Raw genomic sequence first — 15,631 nt, 5'->3', positions numbered from 1 at the left:
ATGCTGGTCGTCGAGACGCCGCAGGAGCTCAGCAAGCACGTCGGGGAGACGCTCGGTCCGTCGTCCTGGGTCACGGTGGACCAGGCCATGATCGACAAGTTCGCCGAGGCCACCGGCGATCATCAGTGGATTCACGTGGACGTGGAGCGCGCCAAGCGCGAGCTGCCCGGCGGCAAGACCATCGCCCACGGCTATCTCACGCTATCGCTGCTCCCGCGGATGATGCCGGAGCTCCTGAAGGTGACCAAGCGCTCACGGGGCGTGAACTACGGCTCGAACAAGGTGCGCTTCGTGACGCCGGTGCCGGCGGGCGCGCGGGTGCGGCTGCGCTCCACCCTGAAGGCCGTCGACCCCGTCGAGGGCAACGGCGTGCGGCTAACCTTCGAGTCCGTGATCGAGGTCGAGGGGAAGGACCGCCCTGCGATGGTCGCGGAGACGCTCGGCATCCAGTACGCCTGAGCCACGGGGCCGTGGCTACGGGCTACGCCGTGTCGTTCATTCCCAGCGCGCGCTCGATGGCCACGACGTCGGTCGGGCGCGCGAAGGGCTCGGGCGCGGGCTCGCCCGGCCGGCGGGGGCGGCCGATGGCCTTGAAGAAGTGCTCGAGGCCGTGAGGCGCGACGATCCACATCATCACGAGGTCGTCCGTGCCCTCGTTGATGATCTCGTGCTTCACGTCCATGCCGAGGAAGCAGGCGGTGCCGGGGACGAGCGGGTGCGAACGGCCGTCCACCACCACGCGGCCCTTGCCCCGGAAGCAGATCTGTAGCTCCACCTGATCGCCGTGCGAGTGCTCCCGCACTCGCCCGCCCGGCGCGATGGACTGATAGCCCATGGAGAGACCCGCGTAGCGCGTGCTCTCCGGATAGAGGGCAGGGTCGGCGTGGCCGTTGGCGGGCACGGGCTGCCAGTACGACGGTCCCTCGCCCGGCTGTACCACCACCGCGTGACCGCGATGGGGCTCGCTGGGGCTCATCGCCCCCCTCCCAGCACCGCGCGCGCCGCCTCGAGCGTTTGCTCGACCTGCGCCGCGCTCACGTCGAGATGGGTGACCGCGCGGATCGTCCGCGCGCCCATCGCGCCCATCCGGATCCCGCGCGCGAGCAGGTGCTCCACCACGGTGTTGGCGTCGAGCGGCCCCGTGAGGTCGAAGAAGACGAGATTGGTCTCCACGTCCTTGGGATCGAGGCGCACGCCGGGCAGCGCGGCGAGGCCCTCGGCCAGTCGCTTGGCGTTGGTGTGATCCTCGGCCAGCCGCTTCACATGGTGCCGCAGGGCGAAGACGCCCCCGGCGGCGATGATGCCGGCCTGGCGCATGGCCCCGCCCATCTGCTGTTTGAGCCGCCAGGCCTCGCCGATGAACTCGCGCGAGCCCGCGATGGCGGCGCCCACGGGCGCGCCGAGGCCCTTGGTGAAGTCGATCCACGCCGAGTCGAACGGCGCGGCGAAGTCGCGCGCGGCGACGCCGCTCGCCACCACCGCGTTCATGAGCCGCGCGCCGTCCATGTGGGTAGCGAGGCCGTGGCGCCGCCCCACCGCGGTGACCGCCTCGATCTCGCGAAGGGGCCACACGCTGCCGCCGCCGAGGTTGGCCGTCTGCTCCACCCAGAGGAGCCGGCTGCGCGGGAAGTAGCGGACGGCGGGCGCCCGCACCGCCTCTTCGGCGGCGGCGGCGGTATACTGCCCCCGGGCTCCGTCGACGGCGCGCACGTTCACGCCGGCCAGCGCGGCGGGGCCGCCCGACTCGTAGTGGATGGGGTGCGCGGTGCGGTGCGCGATCATCTCGTCGCCCGGGCGGCAGTGCACCCGGATGGCGATCTCGTTGCACATGGTCCCCGAGGGGAGGAAGAGCGCGGCCTCCTTCCCCAGGAGCTCGGCCACCATCTCCTGGAGCAGGTTCACCGTCGGATCCTCGAACTTCTGCTCGTCACCCACTTCGGCGTCGCACATGAAGCGGCGCATCTCCTGGGTGGGGCGGGTCACGGTGTCGCTGAAGAGATCGACCTGGATCGGCACGCTCATCGGATACCTCCCAGCAGATGATACGTCACGGTGTACAGTGGGCGCCATGCCTCCCCGCCGGGTCGTCAGTCTTCCGCGCCGCGATCCACTGATCGCCATGCTGGCCCTGGTCGGCCTCGCGGTGGCCGGCTACCTCGCCTGGCTCAAGTGGACCGGCGGCACGCCGCTCTTCTGCACTGCCGGCACGGCGTGTGACATCGTCCAGGCCAGCCGCTACGCGACCATCCTGGGTGCGCCCACCGCCTTCTGGGGGGCACTGGCGTACGCCGTGATCCTAGGCCTCGCCCTGGTCGGCTTCGATCGCGCGCGATGGCAAGCGGCGTTCGTGGTGGCGGCGGCCGGCTTCGGCTTCTCCGCCTACCTGACCTATCTCTCGCTGTTCGAGCTGGGTGCCGCGTGCGTCTGGTGCCTCGCGTCGGCGTTGATCATGACGGTGCTCGTGATCGTGCTGGCCGCGCGCCGTCCCGCGCCGCGGGCATCGGGCGCCGGGCTCACGGTGCTCGGCCTGGTGTGCGCCGGCCTCGCCGTGGTGGCCGGCGCCTTCATTTTCGCGGGCGCCGAGGCGCCGGTCACGCCGTATCAGCAGGCGCTGGCCCAGCACCTCGCGAAGTCGGGCGCCACGTTCTACGGAGCCTTCTGGTGCCCGCATTGCCAGGAGCAGAAGGCGCTGTTCGGCGGCGCGGCCGGCAGCCTGCCCTACGTGGAGTGCGATCCCAAGGGCGCCAACGCGCAGCCGGAACGCTGCGAGCGCGCGGGCGTGCGCGTGTTCCCCACCTGGGTGATCGGGGCCGAGCGCCGCGAGGGCGTGCAGTCCCTCGAGGATCTCGCGCGCGTGTCGGCCTTCAAGGCCCCCTAGACGCGCTGCGGCCCCGGCCGTCCGCTCTCGACAATGAAGCTCGCGAGCGTGCCGATGGCCGATCGCCGGTCGGCGACGTTGTCGAGCACGCGCAGCTCGGTGAGCCAGCGGTCCGCGGTGACCGTGCAGCGCACGTAGCCGCGCTGGCGGCTCTCGAAGAAGCGTACGTGCGGATTCTCCGGCAAAAAGCGGGCGAAGGTCTCGTAGGGGATGCTCGGCGAGGTCATCGAGGTGCCCACGAACTCGCTGGCGACGACCGGTGCGCCCTCGCGCGGCTCCACCTGGAGATCGGTGACCCAGTAGGAGTGAATGTCGCCGCCGATGACCACCGGGTTCGGCACCCGCGCGTCCCGGAGATGCGCGAGGAGCCGCTGCCGCGCCCCCGCATAGCCGTCCCAGGCGTCGGTCCAGTACGCCTCCGCGCCATTCCGGTCGCGCTGGCGCAGCGCGGCCATGAGCTGCTGCTGGGCCAGGATGGTCCAGCGGGAGCCCGCGCGCCGAAGCCCCTCGAAGAGCCACGCCTCCTGCGTGGTGCCCAGCATGGTCTGCGCGGCCGCGACATTCTCCATGCACGTCGCCTCGACGAGCTGACCGCCGCCGCGCCGCCCCTCGCCGCAGGGCTGCACCGAGCGGTACTGGCGGTTGTCGAGCACGAAGAAGTCCGCCAGGCCGCCCCAGCCGAGCGCGCGGTAGAGATGCAGGGCGGGCCCACGGGGCAGGGAGGCGCGGCGCAGGGGCATGTGCTCGTAGTACGCCTGATAGGCGCCGGCGCGCCGTTGGAGGAAGGTCCGCGGGTCGCCGCGATACTCACTGTGGTCGTTGGCGTAGTCGTTGCAGACCTCGTGATCGTCCCAGGTCACGACCCAGGGACAGGCCGCGTGCGCGGCGCGGAGGTCGGGATCGGTCTTGTACAGCGCGTGCCGCAGCCGGTAGGTCTCGAGATCCTTCGCTTCGGGCTGATCGTGCCGGCGCACGGGCGGGGACCGGAACGAGCCCTCGTAGATGTAATCGCCAAGGTGGCAGATGAGATCGAGGTCGTCGTCCAGCATGTGCCGATAGCCCGCGTAGAAGCCGGACTCCCAGTGCTGGCACGACGCGAATGCGAAGCGCAGACGTTCGGGCGGCGCGCCCGGCGCGGGTGCGGTGCGTGTGCGGCCGACCGGCGAGGACTCCGCGCCGGCGTGGAAGCGGTACCAGTACACCCGCCCGGGCTTGAGGCCATCCACCTCGACGTGCACCGAATGACCGAGATCGGCCGAGGCGACCGTGGAGCCCTTCCGCGCCACGTGCCTCATGCCCTCGTCCTCGGCCACCTCCCACTGGACGATCACGGATTCCGCCGGCAAGCCGCCGCCCCGCAGGGGGTCGGGCGCGAGCCGCGTCCAGAGCACCATGCCGTCAGGGAGGGGATCGCCCGAGGCCACGCCCAGCTTGAAAGGATGATCGGCGAAGCGGGGCCGCGCCTGCGCCCAGGTTGCCCGCGGCCGCATGATCGAGGCGGTGGCCGCGAGAGCGGCGACGCCCTTGAGGAACGCCCGTCGATCAGGCGACATCATGTCCGCGATCATAACTCGGAGCCTCATGCGCGCCACACGCGGATTCGCGATGCCAATGGGTGCGAATGCTTGGCGCGTCGCCGGTCGCGGTAGAATCGTCCCATGTCACACCGCCGCGCGGCCGCGCTCCTCACCGGTGTCCTGCTCCTGACAGGCTGCGCCTCACCGACACTTCGCTACAAGGCGGAGGCGCCCGGCGTTGGCGCGCCGGTGTCAGCGGACTACACGGTGCTGATGGATCGCGTCCGTGTGGAGATCGATACGCGCGGAACGCGGCTCGAGGACCTCCAGATCCTCAAGGCCGATGGCACCGCGATTCGCCCACAGACCGTCGAGTTTCCCAGCTACTACCCGAGCAGCAGCGGAGTCGGCATCGGGGTCGGAATGGGCGGCAGCTCGTACCGCGGCGGCGGTGTGGCGGTCGGCTCAGGGGTAGGCTTCGGTACCACGTTCCCGGTGGGTGATCCGGTTGCCGCCGGCAACACGGTTGCGTACTTCGCGCTGGACCAGGTGGGGCCCGCGCCCTGGCGCGTGCGCGCCCAGTTCTCCGGCCTGGGCGCGGCGTTCTTCACCCTGGGAGCCGATCCGAGCGCGACCAAGTAGTCGCGCCCGGATCTCCGTCCCTCAGGACTCCGCGAGCACGAGCAGCGGGATCGTCGTCTTGCGCCGGAGCGAGCTGGCCAGGCTGCCGTAGAGACGGCCGAACCAGCCGCGCCGTGGCGCGGTGACCGCAACCAGGTCGGCGCCGAAGGCCTCCGCCTCGTGGGCGATCTCCTGCGCCGGGTCACCGAAGCGCACCACGGACTCCACGGGCACGCCGTTCAGCTGCACCTCGGCGTCGCGCAGGTAATCGAGCCGGCTGTATGTCACGCGCTCGATCTCCTGACTCTCGTAGGCCACGACCCGCCCGTAGTCACCGAACTTCTGCTCGGGGACTCGCGCCACGTTGATCAGGCGCACGGTGCCCCCGCTGCTGCGGGCGATATCGGCGACGATGGGCAGGACGGCTTCGGCTTGCTCGCTCCGGTCGAGTGGGACCAGAATTCGCTTTGCCATTGATGTCGTCCTCCTTTCCTCTGGCTTTTAGAGGGCCGCACGCACCCCAGCGATTCCGGACAGTTATCGGGCAATTCGCCCGATTTCGTCCATACTTCGAGACGAATCCTTCGCGGGGAGCAGTCCATCTGAATGTGTGGAGGTAAACCATCATGGGAGCCGTACTGGTAGGGTTGATTGTGATCGCGATGGTGGCCTTGCCCCTGGTGCTTGCGGTCCGTTCGGACCGGCGACGCGAGGCGGCCGATCAGGTGGCGGCTCGCGCACGCTCGGCGGTCCGTCAGAGGCTGGGCGGAGAGGCGTTCGTCACGGTGGACGTGACCGCGCCGACTTTCACTCAGCACGGGCGCGTGGTGCTCACCGCCCCGACGGGCTATGACTGGATGGTCGAGCGTACCTGGTCCGCGGTGGCGGCGGGCGTGCCGGCCGGCTACGACCTCGTCGTGAGCCGCCCGGATGTGGTGCCGTTGCCGGCGAGGCCGGCCGCTGCGCCGACACTACGCCGCGCAGCCTGATCCATCGCGACATGCGGGGCGGGCCCCGACCCGGGTCCGCCCCGCCGTGGCTCCTCTCCAACCCTCATCGCCCTCAAGTCAGTCTTATCTCGCTTTCCCGCGATCTCCATCTCCTAGTCGCCGCGTCCCGGATCGGCGCGCGCATGATACGATGCGAGGCCGGCAAGGAGGCCGTGGATGAAATTCGGCATCTTCTACGAGCATCAGCTGCCGCGCCCGTGGACGGAGGGCGTGGAGCAGCGCCTGTTCCAGGACGCCCTCGACCAGGTGGAGCTGGCTGATCGCCTCGGCATCGACCACGCCTGGGAGGTCGAGCATCACTTCCTCGAGGAGTACTCCCACTCCTCCGCGCCCGAGGTGTTCCTCGCGGCCGCCTCGCAGCGGACCAAGCGGATCCGCCTGGGCCACGGCATCGTGCTGATGCCGCCGGGCTACAACCCGCCCGCCCGCGTCGCCGAGCGCATCGCCACGCTGGACCTCGTGTCCAACGGCCGCGTGGACTGGGGCACCGGCGAATCCGCCTCGCGCGCGGAGCTGGAGGGCTTCGGGATCGACCCCAACGAGCGGCGGGCGATGTGGCGCGAGACGGTGGAGCAGGTCGCCAACATGATGATGATGGACCCTTATCCGGGCTTTCAGGGGAAGTACTTCTCGATGCCGGTCCGCAACGTGGTGCCCAAGCCCGTGCAGAAGCCCCATCCCCCCATCTGGGTGGCGTGCTCCAACCGCAATACCATCCACCTCGCCGCCCAGCTCGGCATCGGCGCGCTGACGTTCGCGTTCATCGATCCCGCCGAGGCGCGCCAGTGGGTGGACGATTACTACGAGACCTTCAAGCGGGAGTGCGTGCCGATCGGCCACGCGGTGAACCCCAACATCGCCATGGTGACCTCGTTCTCGTGTCACCCGGACGAGGCGGAGGCGCGGCGCCGGGGCACCGACGGCTTCCGCTTCTTCCAGTTCGCCCTGGGGCACCACTACTCCTTCGGCACCCACAAGCCGGGGCGCACCAACATCTGGAACAAGTACGTGGCGGTGCGCGACGCGATGGGCATGGAGCTGATGGGCGGCGGCACCGGCGGCATCGGCACCCCCGCGCAGCTCCGCGCGCACCTCGCCAGCTTCGAGGACGCCGGGGTGGATCAGACCGTCTTCATCCAGCAGGGCGGCAAGAACCAGCACGAGCACATCTGCGAGGCGCTCGAGCTGTTCGCCCGCGACGTCATGCCGGAGTTCCGCGCCCGCGAGGCGGCGCGCGCGGAGAAGAAGGCCCGCGAGCTCGCCCCCTACGTGGATGCCGCGTTCGAGCGTAAGGACCGCCTCAAGCCCCTCGCCGACGAGGAAATCCCGACGTATCCCGCCTACGGCCTCACCGTCGCGGAGGTCGATCTGTCCACGCTGCCCGAGGCCAATCGCCAGCGCGCGCTCGTCTTCCGGAAGATGCGCGAGATCATGGAGCGCTCATGAAAGCGGCACGGATCTACACGGGCGCCGACGGGCGCTCGCACTTCGAGGATCTCGACATTCCCCTCAAGCCGAGCAGCTACGGCACGCTCTCTGACCTCGTGCCGTCATCCGGGGTGATCTTTCGCGAGACGCCGGTGGGCGGCGCGCTCGACTTTCACGTGGCGCCGCGCCGGCAGTTCGTGATCACGTTGGCCGGCCTCGTCGAGGTGGAGTGCGGCGACGGGACCAAGCGGCGCTTCGGGCCCGGCGACATCATGCTCGCGGACGACACCACGGGTCAGGGCCACATCACGCGCGAGGTGCAGGGTCCGCGCCGCAGCCTGTTCATCCCGCTCCCGGACAGCTTCGACACCCGGGCCTGGAAGGTCTGAGCGGGGTGGCGCGGGTCCGGTTCGACCACATCGCCATCGGTCTGCCCCGCCTCGCCGACGCGGCGCCGTTCCTCTCCGGCGTGCTTGGCGGGGTCCCCCTCGCGGGCGCGCCCTCCGCGGTGTTCCGCTGGGGGGTGTGGCGCTACGAGGGCGGCGGCATGATCGAGGCCCTCGAGCCGCGCGGGGACGACGGCTTTCTCCATCGCTTCCTCGCCCAGCGGGGGCCTGGTCTACACCACGTGACGTTCAAGGTGCCCAGCACGCGGGCAGCCTGCGAGCGGGCGCGGGACGCCGGGCTCAATCCGGTGGGCTTCGACGACTCCGACCCGCGCTGGATCGAGGCGTTCCTCCACCCGAAGGAGGCGCTCGGCATCGTCGTGCAGCTCGCCGAGTCGCACGGGGACGACGGCGGGCCCGGCGATCCGCCTCCGGGCATGCCGGACGCGCCTCCGCCCGTGACCGTGCTGGGGCTGCGGATGCGCGCGCACTCGCGCGAGCGGGCGGACCGCCAGTGGGTCGGAATTCTCGGAGGCGTCGCGGAGGAGACAGAAGGCGGTGAAGTCACGTACCGCTGGCCGGGCTCCCCGATGCGGCTCGTGGTCGAGCTCGACTCGCGCGGCGACGAGGGCCCGCTCGCCCTGGAGGTCGCGAGCGCGCGGCCGCTCGCGCTGCCGGCGGGGCCGCACCCCGTGCTGGGCGCGACCTTCAGGGGTCGAGGAGCCGCCTGAGGTAGTCGTTCAGGAAGCGTCCGCGCGGATCGACGCGGCGCCGGACGGCCTGGAAGCGTTCCCACTCCGGATAGAGCGCGGCGAGCTCCGCCGCCCGATGCGTGTGATGCTTGCCCCAGTGTGGCCGGCCGCGGTGATTGCGGAACACGGCCTCGACGTCGGCGAAGAAGCGGGCGTAGGGCAGCTCCGCCGCCTGATGCACGGAGATGGTGACGGTGGCGCGGCGGTGGGCGGGGCTCAGCGGGATCTCGTCGGCGGCGAGGGTGCGATATTCGAGCGGCCACACGACGTCGGGATGGCGGGTGCGCATGAGCGCGCGGATCTCGCGGATGCAGTCGGGGCCGGCCGCCTCGGGCACCGCGAACTCCGTCTCGTTGAACCTCACCGTCCGCTCGGTAGGGAGGATCTCGTCGCTCCAGCCGATGCGCTCGCCGGCGCGCCCGGCGACGGTGGCCGGCGCGGCGTCGGTCGACTGGAGCGCCTTCATCTCACAGCCGTCGGTGCGCGGCCGCCAGAAGAACTCGAAGTGCCGCGTGGCCGCGATGTGATCCGCCAGTCGCTCCATGCACGCATCGAAGGGCTCCTCCCACTTCTGCTCGCGGAGGCGATAGGCGGGCAGCACGCGCAGGCGCACCTGCGTGAGCACGCCGAGCGTGCCCAGCGCCACCCGCGCGCACTGGAAGAGCTCGGGGTCGCGGACGGCGTCGCACTCCACGATGTCCCCCTCGGCCCCGACGAGGCGCAGGCCGTCCACCTGCGTCGAGATGCTTCCGAGGGCGCGCCCGGTGCCGTGGGTGCCCGTGGACACGGCCCCGGCGATGCCCTGCCGGTCGATGTCGCCCATGTTGACCATGGCCAGGCCCAGGGCGCGCAGCCGCGGGCCGAGCTGCTGAATGGTGCTGCCCGCCCACACGGTGGCGAGCCCGGCGGCCGGATCGGCCGACACCACCCCAACGAGGCCGGTGAGGGTGAGCAGCGCGCCCTCGGTGGCACAGAGGGGCACGAAGGAATGGCCGGTGGCGGCGACGCGCACGGGCTGTCCGGCGCGCGCGGCCGCGCGCACCACGTCGACCACGTGGGCTTCGGTGGTCGGGGCGGCGAAAAAAGCGGCCCGGCATTCGGCCGAGCCCGACCAGTTCCGCCAGTCGCGGAAGCCGCGGGTCACTGACCCGGCGGCACCGAGTAGATGGCGACGGCGTGGCTGCGGGTCTTGAGCTGCGCGGTGCCGTGCGACTCCACGCGCACGCGCTCGCCGATGCCCTTGCGCGTGTTCTCGTCGATCAAGATGGCCCGGCCGATCACCTTGGTGTGCTGCTCGAGATGCGCGGCGAGGTTCACGCACTCGCCCACGCAGGTGTAGGTGACGCGCTGCTGGGTGCCGGTGAAGCCGGCGACGAGCGGACCCGAGGCGATGCCGATGCCGATGCGGATCTCCACACCACCCCGCCGCACCTGTTCCTGGTTGAACCCATCCACCAGCGCGAGCATGTCGAGCGCCGCGCGCACCGCGCGGTCACAGTGGTCGGGACGGGGCAGGGGCGCGCCGAACACGGCCATGAGCCCGTCACCCATCATCTGGTTCACGATGCCGCCGTGGGCGCCGATGGCGTCGAACATCAGCGTGTAGTAGCTGTTCAGGAGCTCGATCGTGTCGGCGGGCGAGCGCGACTCGGTGAGGCTGGTGAACGCGCGGATGTCCGAGAACATCACGCTGGCTTCGACGTCCTTGCCGCCCAAGGTGAGCCCGCTCGTGAGCAGCTCCTCGGCCACCTCGGCGGTGGCGAACTTGCGGAACAGCTCCCGCTGCTGATCGCGCAGGCGCTTCTTCTCCAGGCTGGCGCCTACGCGCGCCTTGAGCAGGATGGGATTCACCGGCTTGAAGAGATAGTCCTCGGCGCCCAACTCGATACAGCGGGCGACGCTGTCCACTTCCTCCAGCGACGACATCATGACGATGGGAATGTCGCGGAGCTGCGTATCCGCGCCGAGCGCCGCCAGCACCTGATAGCCGTCCATCTCCGGCATCTCGATGTCGAGCAGGACGAGGTCCACGCGGCTCTTGCGCAGCGACTCCACGGCATCGCGCCCGTTCTCCGCGAAGGTCACGGTGTGCCCGAGTTGCTCGAGGGCGCGCCCCAGCAGCAGGCGGTTCACCCGATTGTCGTCGACGACGAGGAGCCGGCCCGGCGGGCCGCTAGGTGCTGAGGTCACCCTTGATCGCTCCCAGCGCGTGGGCGACGCGCTCGTAGAGGTCAGCGAGGCGGTCCACCCGGTTGCCGACTTCGTGCAATCGGCCGGCCTGGCCGATGGACTCCAGCTCGCGGGCCAGGGCGGCGAGGGCGAAGGCGCCCAGACTCTCCCCGGTGGACTTGAGCGTGTGGGCGGCCCGCCGGAACCCGTCGCGGTCGGAGGCGGCGAGCGCGCGTTGGATCGCTGCGAGCAGATCTCGCGCGTCCGCCACGAACGTGTCGATCAGCTCGACGGCGAAGTCGCGGCCCATGGTCTCGCCGAGCCGATCGATCACCGCGCGGTCGACGACGTCGGCGGCCGGGGCGCTGGCGGCGGCCACCGCGTGGGGGCGCGGGGCCGCGTCCTCGCGCGTCTGGCAGCGTCCCAGCGCCCCCACCAGCTCCTCGATGCGGATGGGCTTGGCCACGTAGTCGTCCATGCCGGCCGCCACACAGAGCTCGCGGTCGCCCTCCATGGCGTTGGCGGTCATGGCCACGATGCGCGGGCGGTTGCTGGGCCAGCGCCGGTTGATCTCGCGCGAGGCCTCGAAGCCGTCCATCTCCGGCATCTGCACATCCATCAACACCACGTCGTAGGTCTGGCGCTCCACCGCCGCGACGGCCTCGAGCCCGTTGGCGGCGATGTCCGCCCGGTAACCCATCTGGCCGAGGAGGCGGGTGGCGACCTTCTGGTTCACCACGTTGTCCTCGGCGAGGAGGATGCGCAGCGGGTGACGGGTCGCCATCTCGGCGTCGAGCTCGGTGCGTACCGTGCCCCGCTCCGGCACGTGCACGGGCTGGTCGCCGAGGACGGAGATTAGCGCGTCGAACAGCTGGGACGGCTTGATGGGCTTGTGGAGGTAGGCGGCGAATCCTTCCTCGTCCGCGCGCGCCTCGCGCCGGCCCAGCGACGTGAAAAGGATCAGGGGCATCGCGGGACCGTTCGCGCGCTCGCGAATTGCATGGGCGAGGGCTACCCCGTCCATCTCCGGCATGTGCATGTCAAGAATGCCGAGATCGAAGCGCTCGCCGCCGCCCAGCCAGGCGAGCGCCTCGAGCGGCGACTCGGAGACGCGGGCGAGCATGCCCCACACCTCGAGATGCGAGGCGAGGATGCGGCGGTTGGTGGCGTTGTCGTCCACCACGAGCACGCGCTTGCCGCGCAGCGGCGGCTGCACGCCGGTCAGGTCCCGGCGCGTGGGGACGGGGGCGGCGGCGGGCGCCGCGCGAAGCGTGAAGCGGAACTCGCTGCCCACGCCGACGTCGCTCGTCACCGTGATGTGGCCGCCCATCAGCTCGGTGAGGCGCTGGCTGATGGCGAGGCCGAGCCCGGTGCCGCCGTAGCGGCGCGTGGTGGAGGCATCCACCTGGCTGAACGACTGGAAGAGCCGCCCGAGGCGGTCTTCGGGAATGCCGATGCCGGTGTCGCGGACGGAGAACGTGAGCTCGGGGAGCCCGCCGGCATCGTCCGGCCGGCGCGTGGTCACGGACAGGACGATCTCGCCGCGCTCGGTGAACTTGACCGCGTTGGACAGGAGATTCAGGAGCACCTGGCGCAGCCGCGTCACGTCGCCCACGATGGCGCCCGGCGTGCCCTCGCCGAGGAGATAGGCCAGATCGAGGCCCTTCTCGGCGGCGCGGGTGGCCACGAGGTCGAGGGCGCCTTCCACGCACTCGCGCAGGTCGAACGGCTGTGTCTCCAGCTCGAGCCGCCCCGCCTCGATCTTCGAGAAGTCGAGGATGTCGTTGATGACGGTGAGCAGCGTGTCGCCGCTTTGGCGGACGATCTCCGCGTACTCGCGCTGCTCGGCGCTGAGGCTCGTGTTGAGGAGCAACCCGCTCATCCCGATCACCGCGTTCATGGGCGTGCGTATCTCATGGCTCATGGTGGCGAGGAACGCGCCCTTGGCCTCGTTGGCCGCCTCCGCCTCGCGGCGGGCCTGGAGCAGCTCGGTGATGTCGTGATAGATCGCGATCATGCCGACGCGCGCGCCCTCCACTATGACGGGCACCGAGGAGATCTCCACGTCGATCAGCGAGCCGTCCTTGCGAACCCGGCGCGTGATATCGCGGATCCACTCGCCGGCCAGCGTTCGCTCCACGTTGCCGCGCACGTCGTCGCGGATCTCCGGAGTGGCCACCAGCACCTCCATGCTGCGGCCGACGGCCTCGGCGGAGGGGTAGCCGAAAAGCCGTTCCGCCGCGGGGTTCCAGCCCACCACCATGCCCTGGAGGTCCATGGTGGCGATGGCCACCGGGCTCGACTCCACCAGCACGTCCGAGTACTGCTTCTGCCGCTGGATCTCCACGAAGAGGCGCGCGTTCTGGATCGCGAGCACGGACTGGGCCGCGAACGTCTGCATGGTGGTGAGGACTTCCTGCGCGAACTCCCCGGCCTCGCGGCGCAGGATGACGAGGCCGCCGAACAGCCGGCCCTCGCGGATGAGGGGCATGGCGAGGAGCGAGCGCAGGCCCTGGCGGATCAGGTGCGCGCGCGCCTGGTGCGCCACGAGCTGCCGCTCGTCCTGGATGTCCGGCACTTGAACGGGTTTCTGGATGGCCGCCGCGGTGCCCACTGCCCCTTCGCCCAGGTGAATCGGCGCGGCGCGCAGGGCCTCGAGGTGCTCGGACGTGATCTCGTGGGTGGCCCGGGCATGAAAAGTCTCCGTGGCCTCGTCGAACTCGTACACGATGCCGCTGTGGCTGCCCGAGAGCTGCACGGCGCGGCTGACGATGGTCGCAAGCACGGCTTCGAGGTCGAGCGTGGAGCTGACCGCCTGGCTCACCTCGCCAAGGGCCTTCAGCTCCCCCACCGAGCGTGTGAGGTCCTGCGTGCGCGCGTCGAGCTCCTGGAAGAGCCGCACGTTCTGAATGGCGATGACGGCCTGGTCGGCGAAGGTCTTGAGCAGCTCGAGCTGGCGCTCGGGGAGCAGTCCGGTGCTCGATCGACCCGCTGCGATCGCGCCGACGGCGCGACCCTCTTGCATCAAGGGAACCGCCACAATGCTCCGGTACGTCACAAGGCGGGCGATCGCGACATGCGCATAGTCGGGGTCAGCCTCGATGTCCGGGATCTGCTCGATCTGGCCGCTGAGGACGGCCCGGGCCGCTGCGCTGGTCCGGCCGGGCGGGAGCGGGTAGGCGCGGCGTATGGCTTCGACTCCCTCGGACGGCAGCCCGTGGTGGCCCACGAAGTGGAGCAGTTTGCCGTCGAAGCGGAAGATATGACAGAACTCCGCGTCGCACAACCGCTTGGTGCTCAGCGCAATCGTGTCGAATACTGGCTGGACGTCGGTGGGCGAGCTCGAGATGACCCGGAGGATCTCGCTTGTCGCGGTCTGCTGCTCGAGGGTCACGGTGAGATCGCGGTTGCGGACCTCCAGCTCCTTGAACAGGCGTGTGTTCTCGATGGCGATGACCGCCTGCTCGGCGAACGTCTCCAGCAGCGCCACCTGCTTGGCGGAGAAGGGGCGCGGGGTCCCCCAGCGCTGCATGGTGATGGCGCCAATGGGCTGACCGGACCGGATCATGGGCACCGAGAGCAGGGTCCGGAGCCCGACCGTGTCCCGGAGATCGGCCAGCGCGTATTCCTGATCCTCGCGCACGTCGGGAATGCTAACCGCGTGGCCGGTGAGGATGGCGCGGCCCGACGCGTGGCCCCGGGTGGCCGGCATCGGATAGGCCGCGTGCAGCGCGTGCGCCTGCTCGCGATTCGTCTGATCCGACATGGCGCCCATGTGGACGAGCGTGCCGTCGTAGGTGAGCAGCGACGCGGAATCGGCCTCGCAGAGCCGGCGGGCACGCTCCACGATCGTGTCGAAGACCGGCTGCACGTCGGTGGGCGAGCCTGAGATGACGCGGAGGATCTCGCTCGTCGCGGTTTGCTGCTCGAGGGTCTGGGTGAGGTCGCGGTTGCGGACCTCCAGCTCCTTGAACAGGCGCACGTTCTCGATGGCGATGACCGCCTGGTCGGCGAACGTCTCGAGGAGCTTGATCTGCTTCTCAGAGAAGGGGCGCACTTCCATGCGACGGATGAGAATCGCGCCGAGCGCCTGGTCTTCTCGCAGGAGGGGCGTGGCGAGGGTCGTCCGATGCCCGAACCGTCGCTGGGTTTCCTTGGCGATCGGGTACTCGCTCTCGGACTCCGCGGCCAAGTCGTGCACGTGCGTGGTCCGCTTGTCGACTACCGACCGGCCGGTGACCCAGCCGCGATTGATGGGCGCGCCCGCGTTCGGCGGGATCGGCCCCAACGACGCAGTCAGCTGGAGACGATCCCCCTCCACGCGGTAGATCTGCGCGTCGTACGCGTCACACAGGCGCGCGGCGTTCGCGGCGACCGCGTCGAGCACCGGCTGGATGTCCGTCGGCGAGGACGAGATCACGCGCAGGATCTCGCTGGTGGCCGTCTGCTGCTCCAAGGTCTCGGTCAGGTCGCGGTTGCGGACGTCGAGCTCGTTGAAGAGGCGCACGTTCTCGATGGCGATGACGGCCTGGTCGGCGAAGGTCCGGAGCAGCTCGATGTGGCGGTCGGAGAAGGGGCCGGGCTCGGAGCGGAGCAGCGAGATGGCGCCGATGGGCACGCCATCGCGCAGGATAGGGATGGCCACGGTGGCGCGAAAGGCGGCCGCCTGCGCCACCGAGCCAAGCTCGTACCCGTGGTCCTGGGCGATGTCGGGAATGTGCACGGCGGCGCGGTCCAGCACGGCGCGTCCCGTGACCCAGTCAGGCCGGATCGGTTGTTCGGTGAAGTCCAGGGGAATGGGCCCGTGGTGCGCGCCGACGCGGAGGTGCTCGCCCTCTCTGGTGAAAATGACCACGTCGTAGGCCTCGCA

General features: G+C 70.3%; 14 protein-coding genes. 7 read left to right on the top strand and 7 right to left on the bottom strand.

What is annotated here, in order from left to right; all coding sequences use genetic code 11:
- On the top strand, positions 1-459 hold the full coding sequence (locus VFX14_03485) for a MaoC family dehydratase (GenBank protein ID HEU5188730.1): 459 nt from the start codon (positions 1-3) through the stop codon (positions 457-459).
- Between the two features lie 22 nt (positions 460-481).
- On the opposite strand, the gene VFX14_03480 is transcribed toward VFX14_03485, so the two are convergent.
- Positions 482-976 (bottom strand): cupin domain-containing protein, encoded by a 495-nt coding sequence (locus tag VFX14_03480; protein ID HEU5188729.1) that lies wholly within the window; start codon positions 974-976, stop codon positions 482-484.
- A complete protein-coding gene (locus VFX14_03475) occupies positions 973-2,022 on the bottom strand; it encodes a GntG family PLP-dependent aldolase (GenBank protein HEU5188728.1) in 1,050 nt (349 codons plus the stop codon). The genes VFX14_03480 and VFX14_03475 overlap by 4 nt, the downstream gene beginning before the upstream one ends.
- A gap of 46 nt (positions 2,023-2,068) precedes the next feature.
- Here VFX14_03475 and VFX14_03470 point away from each other — a divergent pair, with 46 nt between their 5' ends.
- Entirely contained in the window at positions 2,069-2,878 is an 810-nt protein-coding gene (locus VFX14_03470) for a vitamin K epoxide reductase family protein (protein ID HEU5188727.1), read from the top strand.
- Here the strand turns inward: VFX14_03470 and VFX14_03465 are convergent.
- Positions 2,875-4,446, bottom strand: a complete 1,572-nt coding sequence (locus tag VFX14_03465) for an alkaline phosphatase D family protein (protein ID HEU5188726.1) — start codon at positions 4,444-4,446, stop codon at positions 2,875-2,877. The two genes, VFX14_03470 and VFX14_03465, sit on opposite strands and share 4 nt — an antisense overlap.
- A gap of 90 nt (positions 4,447-4,536) precedes the next feature.
- On the opposite strand from VFX14_03465, the gene VFX14_03460 reads away from it, so the two are divergent.
- On the top strand, positions 4,537-5,037 hold the full coding sequence (locus VFX14_03460; protein HEU5188725.1) for a hypothetical protein: 501 nt from the start codon (positions 4,537-4,539) through the stop codon (positions 5,035-5,037).
- A gap of 21 nt (positions 5,038-5,058) precedes the next feature.
- On the opposite strand, the gene VFX14_03455 is transcribed toward VFX14_03460, so the two are convergent.
- Positions 5,059-5,490 carry a universal stress protein gene (locus VFX14_03455; GenBank protein HEU5188724.1) on the bottom strand — a complete coding sequence of 144 codons (432 nt, stop codon included), beginning with the start codon at positions 5,488-5,490 and terminating at the stop codon, positions 5,059-5,061.
- A 152-nt stretch (positions 5,491-5,642) separates the two neighbouring features.
- Here VFX14_03455 and VFX14_03450 point away from each other — a divergent pair, with 152 nt between their 5' ends.
- From VFX14_03450 to VFX14_03435, 4 genes are all read left to right on the top strand, one after another.
- Positions 5,643-6,005: a hypothetical protein gene (locus VFX14_03450; GenBank protein HEU5188723.1), complete on the top strand. Its 363-nt coding sequence runs from the start codon at positions 5,643-5,645 to the stop codon at positions 6,003-6,005.
- 177 nt (positions 6,006-6,182) lie between these two features.
- Entirely contained in the window at positions 6,183-7,472 is a 1,290-nt protein-coding gene (locus VFX14_03445; GenBank protein HEU5188722.1) for an LLM class flavin-dependent oxidoreductase, read from the top strand.
- Entirely contained in the window at positions 7,469-7,843 is a 375-nt protein-coding gene (locus VFX14_03440) for a hypothetical protein (protein ID HEU5188721.1), read from the top strand. The genes VFX14_03445 and VFX14_03440 overlap by 4 nt, the downstream gene beginning before the upstream one ends.
- A gap of 5 nt (positions 7,844-7,848) precedes the next feature.
- Positions 7,849-8,571, top strand: coding sequence for a VOC family protein (locus tag VFX14_03435; protein HEU5188720.1), 723 nt, complete (start codon positions 7,849-7,851; stop codon positions 8,569-8,571).
- On the opposite strand, the gene VFX14_03430 is transcribed toward VFX14_03435, so the two are convergent.
- From VFX14_03430 to VFX14_03420, 3 genes are read right to left on the bottom strand one after another with little or no spacing between them, the layout of a single operon-like run.
- Complete coding sequence (locus VFX14_03430; protein HEU5188719.1) at positions 8,549-9,736, bottom strand: D-arabinono-1,4-lactone oxidase; 1,188 nt, start codon at positions 9,734-9,736, stop codon at positions 8,549-8,551. The genes VFX14_03435 and VFX14_03430 overlap by 23 nt on opposite strands.
- Positions 9,733-10,782, bottom strand: a complete 1,050-nt coding sequence (locus VFX14_03425; protein HEU5188718.1) for an adenylate/guanylate cyclase domain-containing protein — start codon at positions 10,780-10,782, stop codon at positions 9,733-9,735. The genes VFX14_03430 and VFX14_03425 overlap by 4 nt, the downstream gene beginning before the upstream one ends.
- A complete protein-coding gene (locus tag VFX14_03420; protein ID HEU5188717.1) occupies positions 10,766-15,616 on the bottom strand; it encodes a GAF domain-containing protein in 4,851 nt (1,616 codons plus the stop codon). Before VFX14_03420 ends, VFX14_03425 begins: the two co-directional genes overlap by 17 nt.
- Positions 15,617-15,631 lie beyond the last annotated feature (15 nt).

This window comes from Candidatus Methylomirabilota bacterium (assembly GCA_035764725.1).
Lineage (GTDB): Bacteria > Methylomirabilota > Methylomirabilia > Rokubacteriales > CSP1-6 > DASRWT01.
Note: the sequence above shows the minus strand (reverse complement) of the source record. Positions and strands in the feature narration are given on the sequence as shown.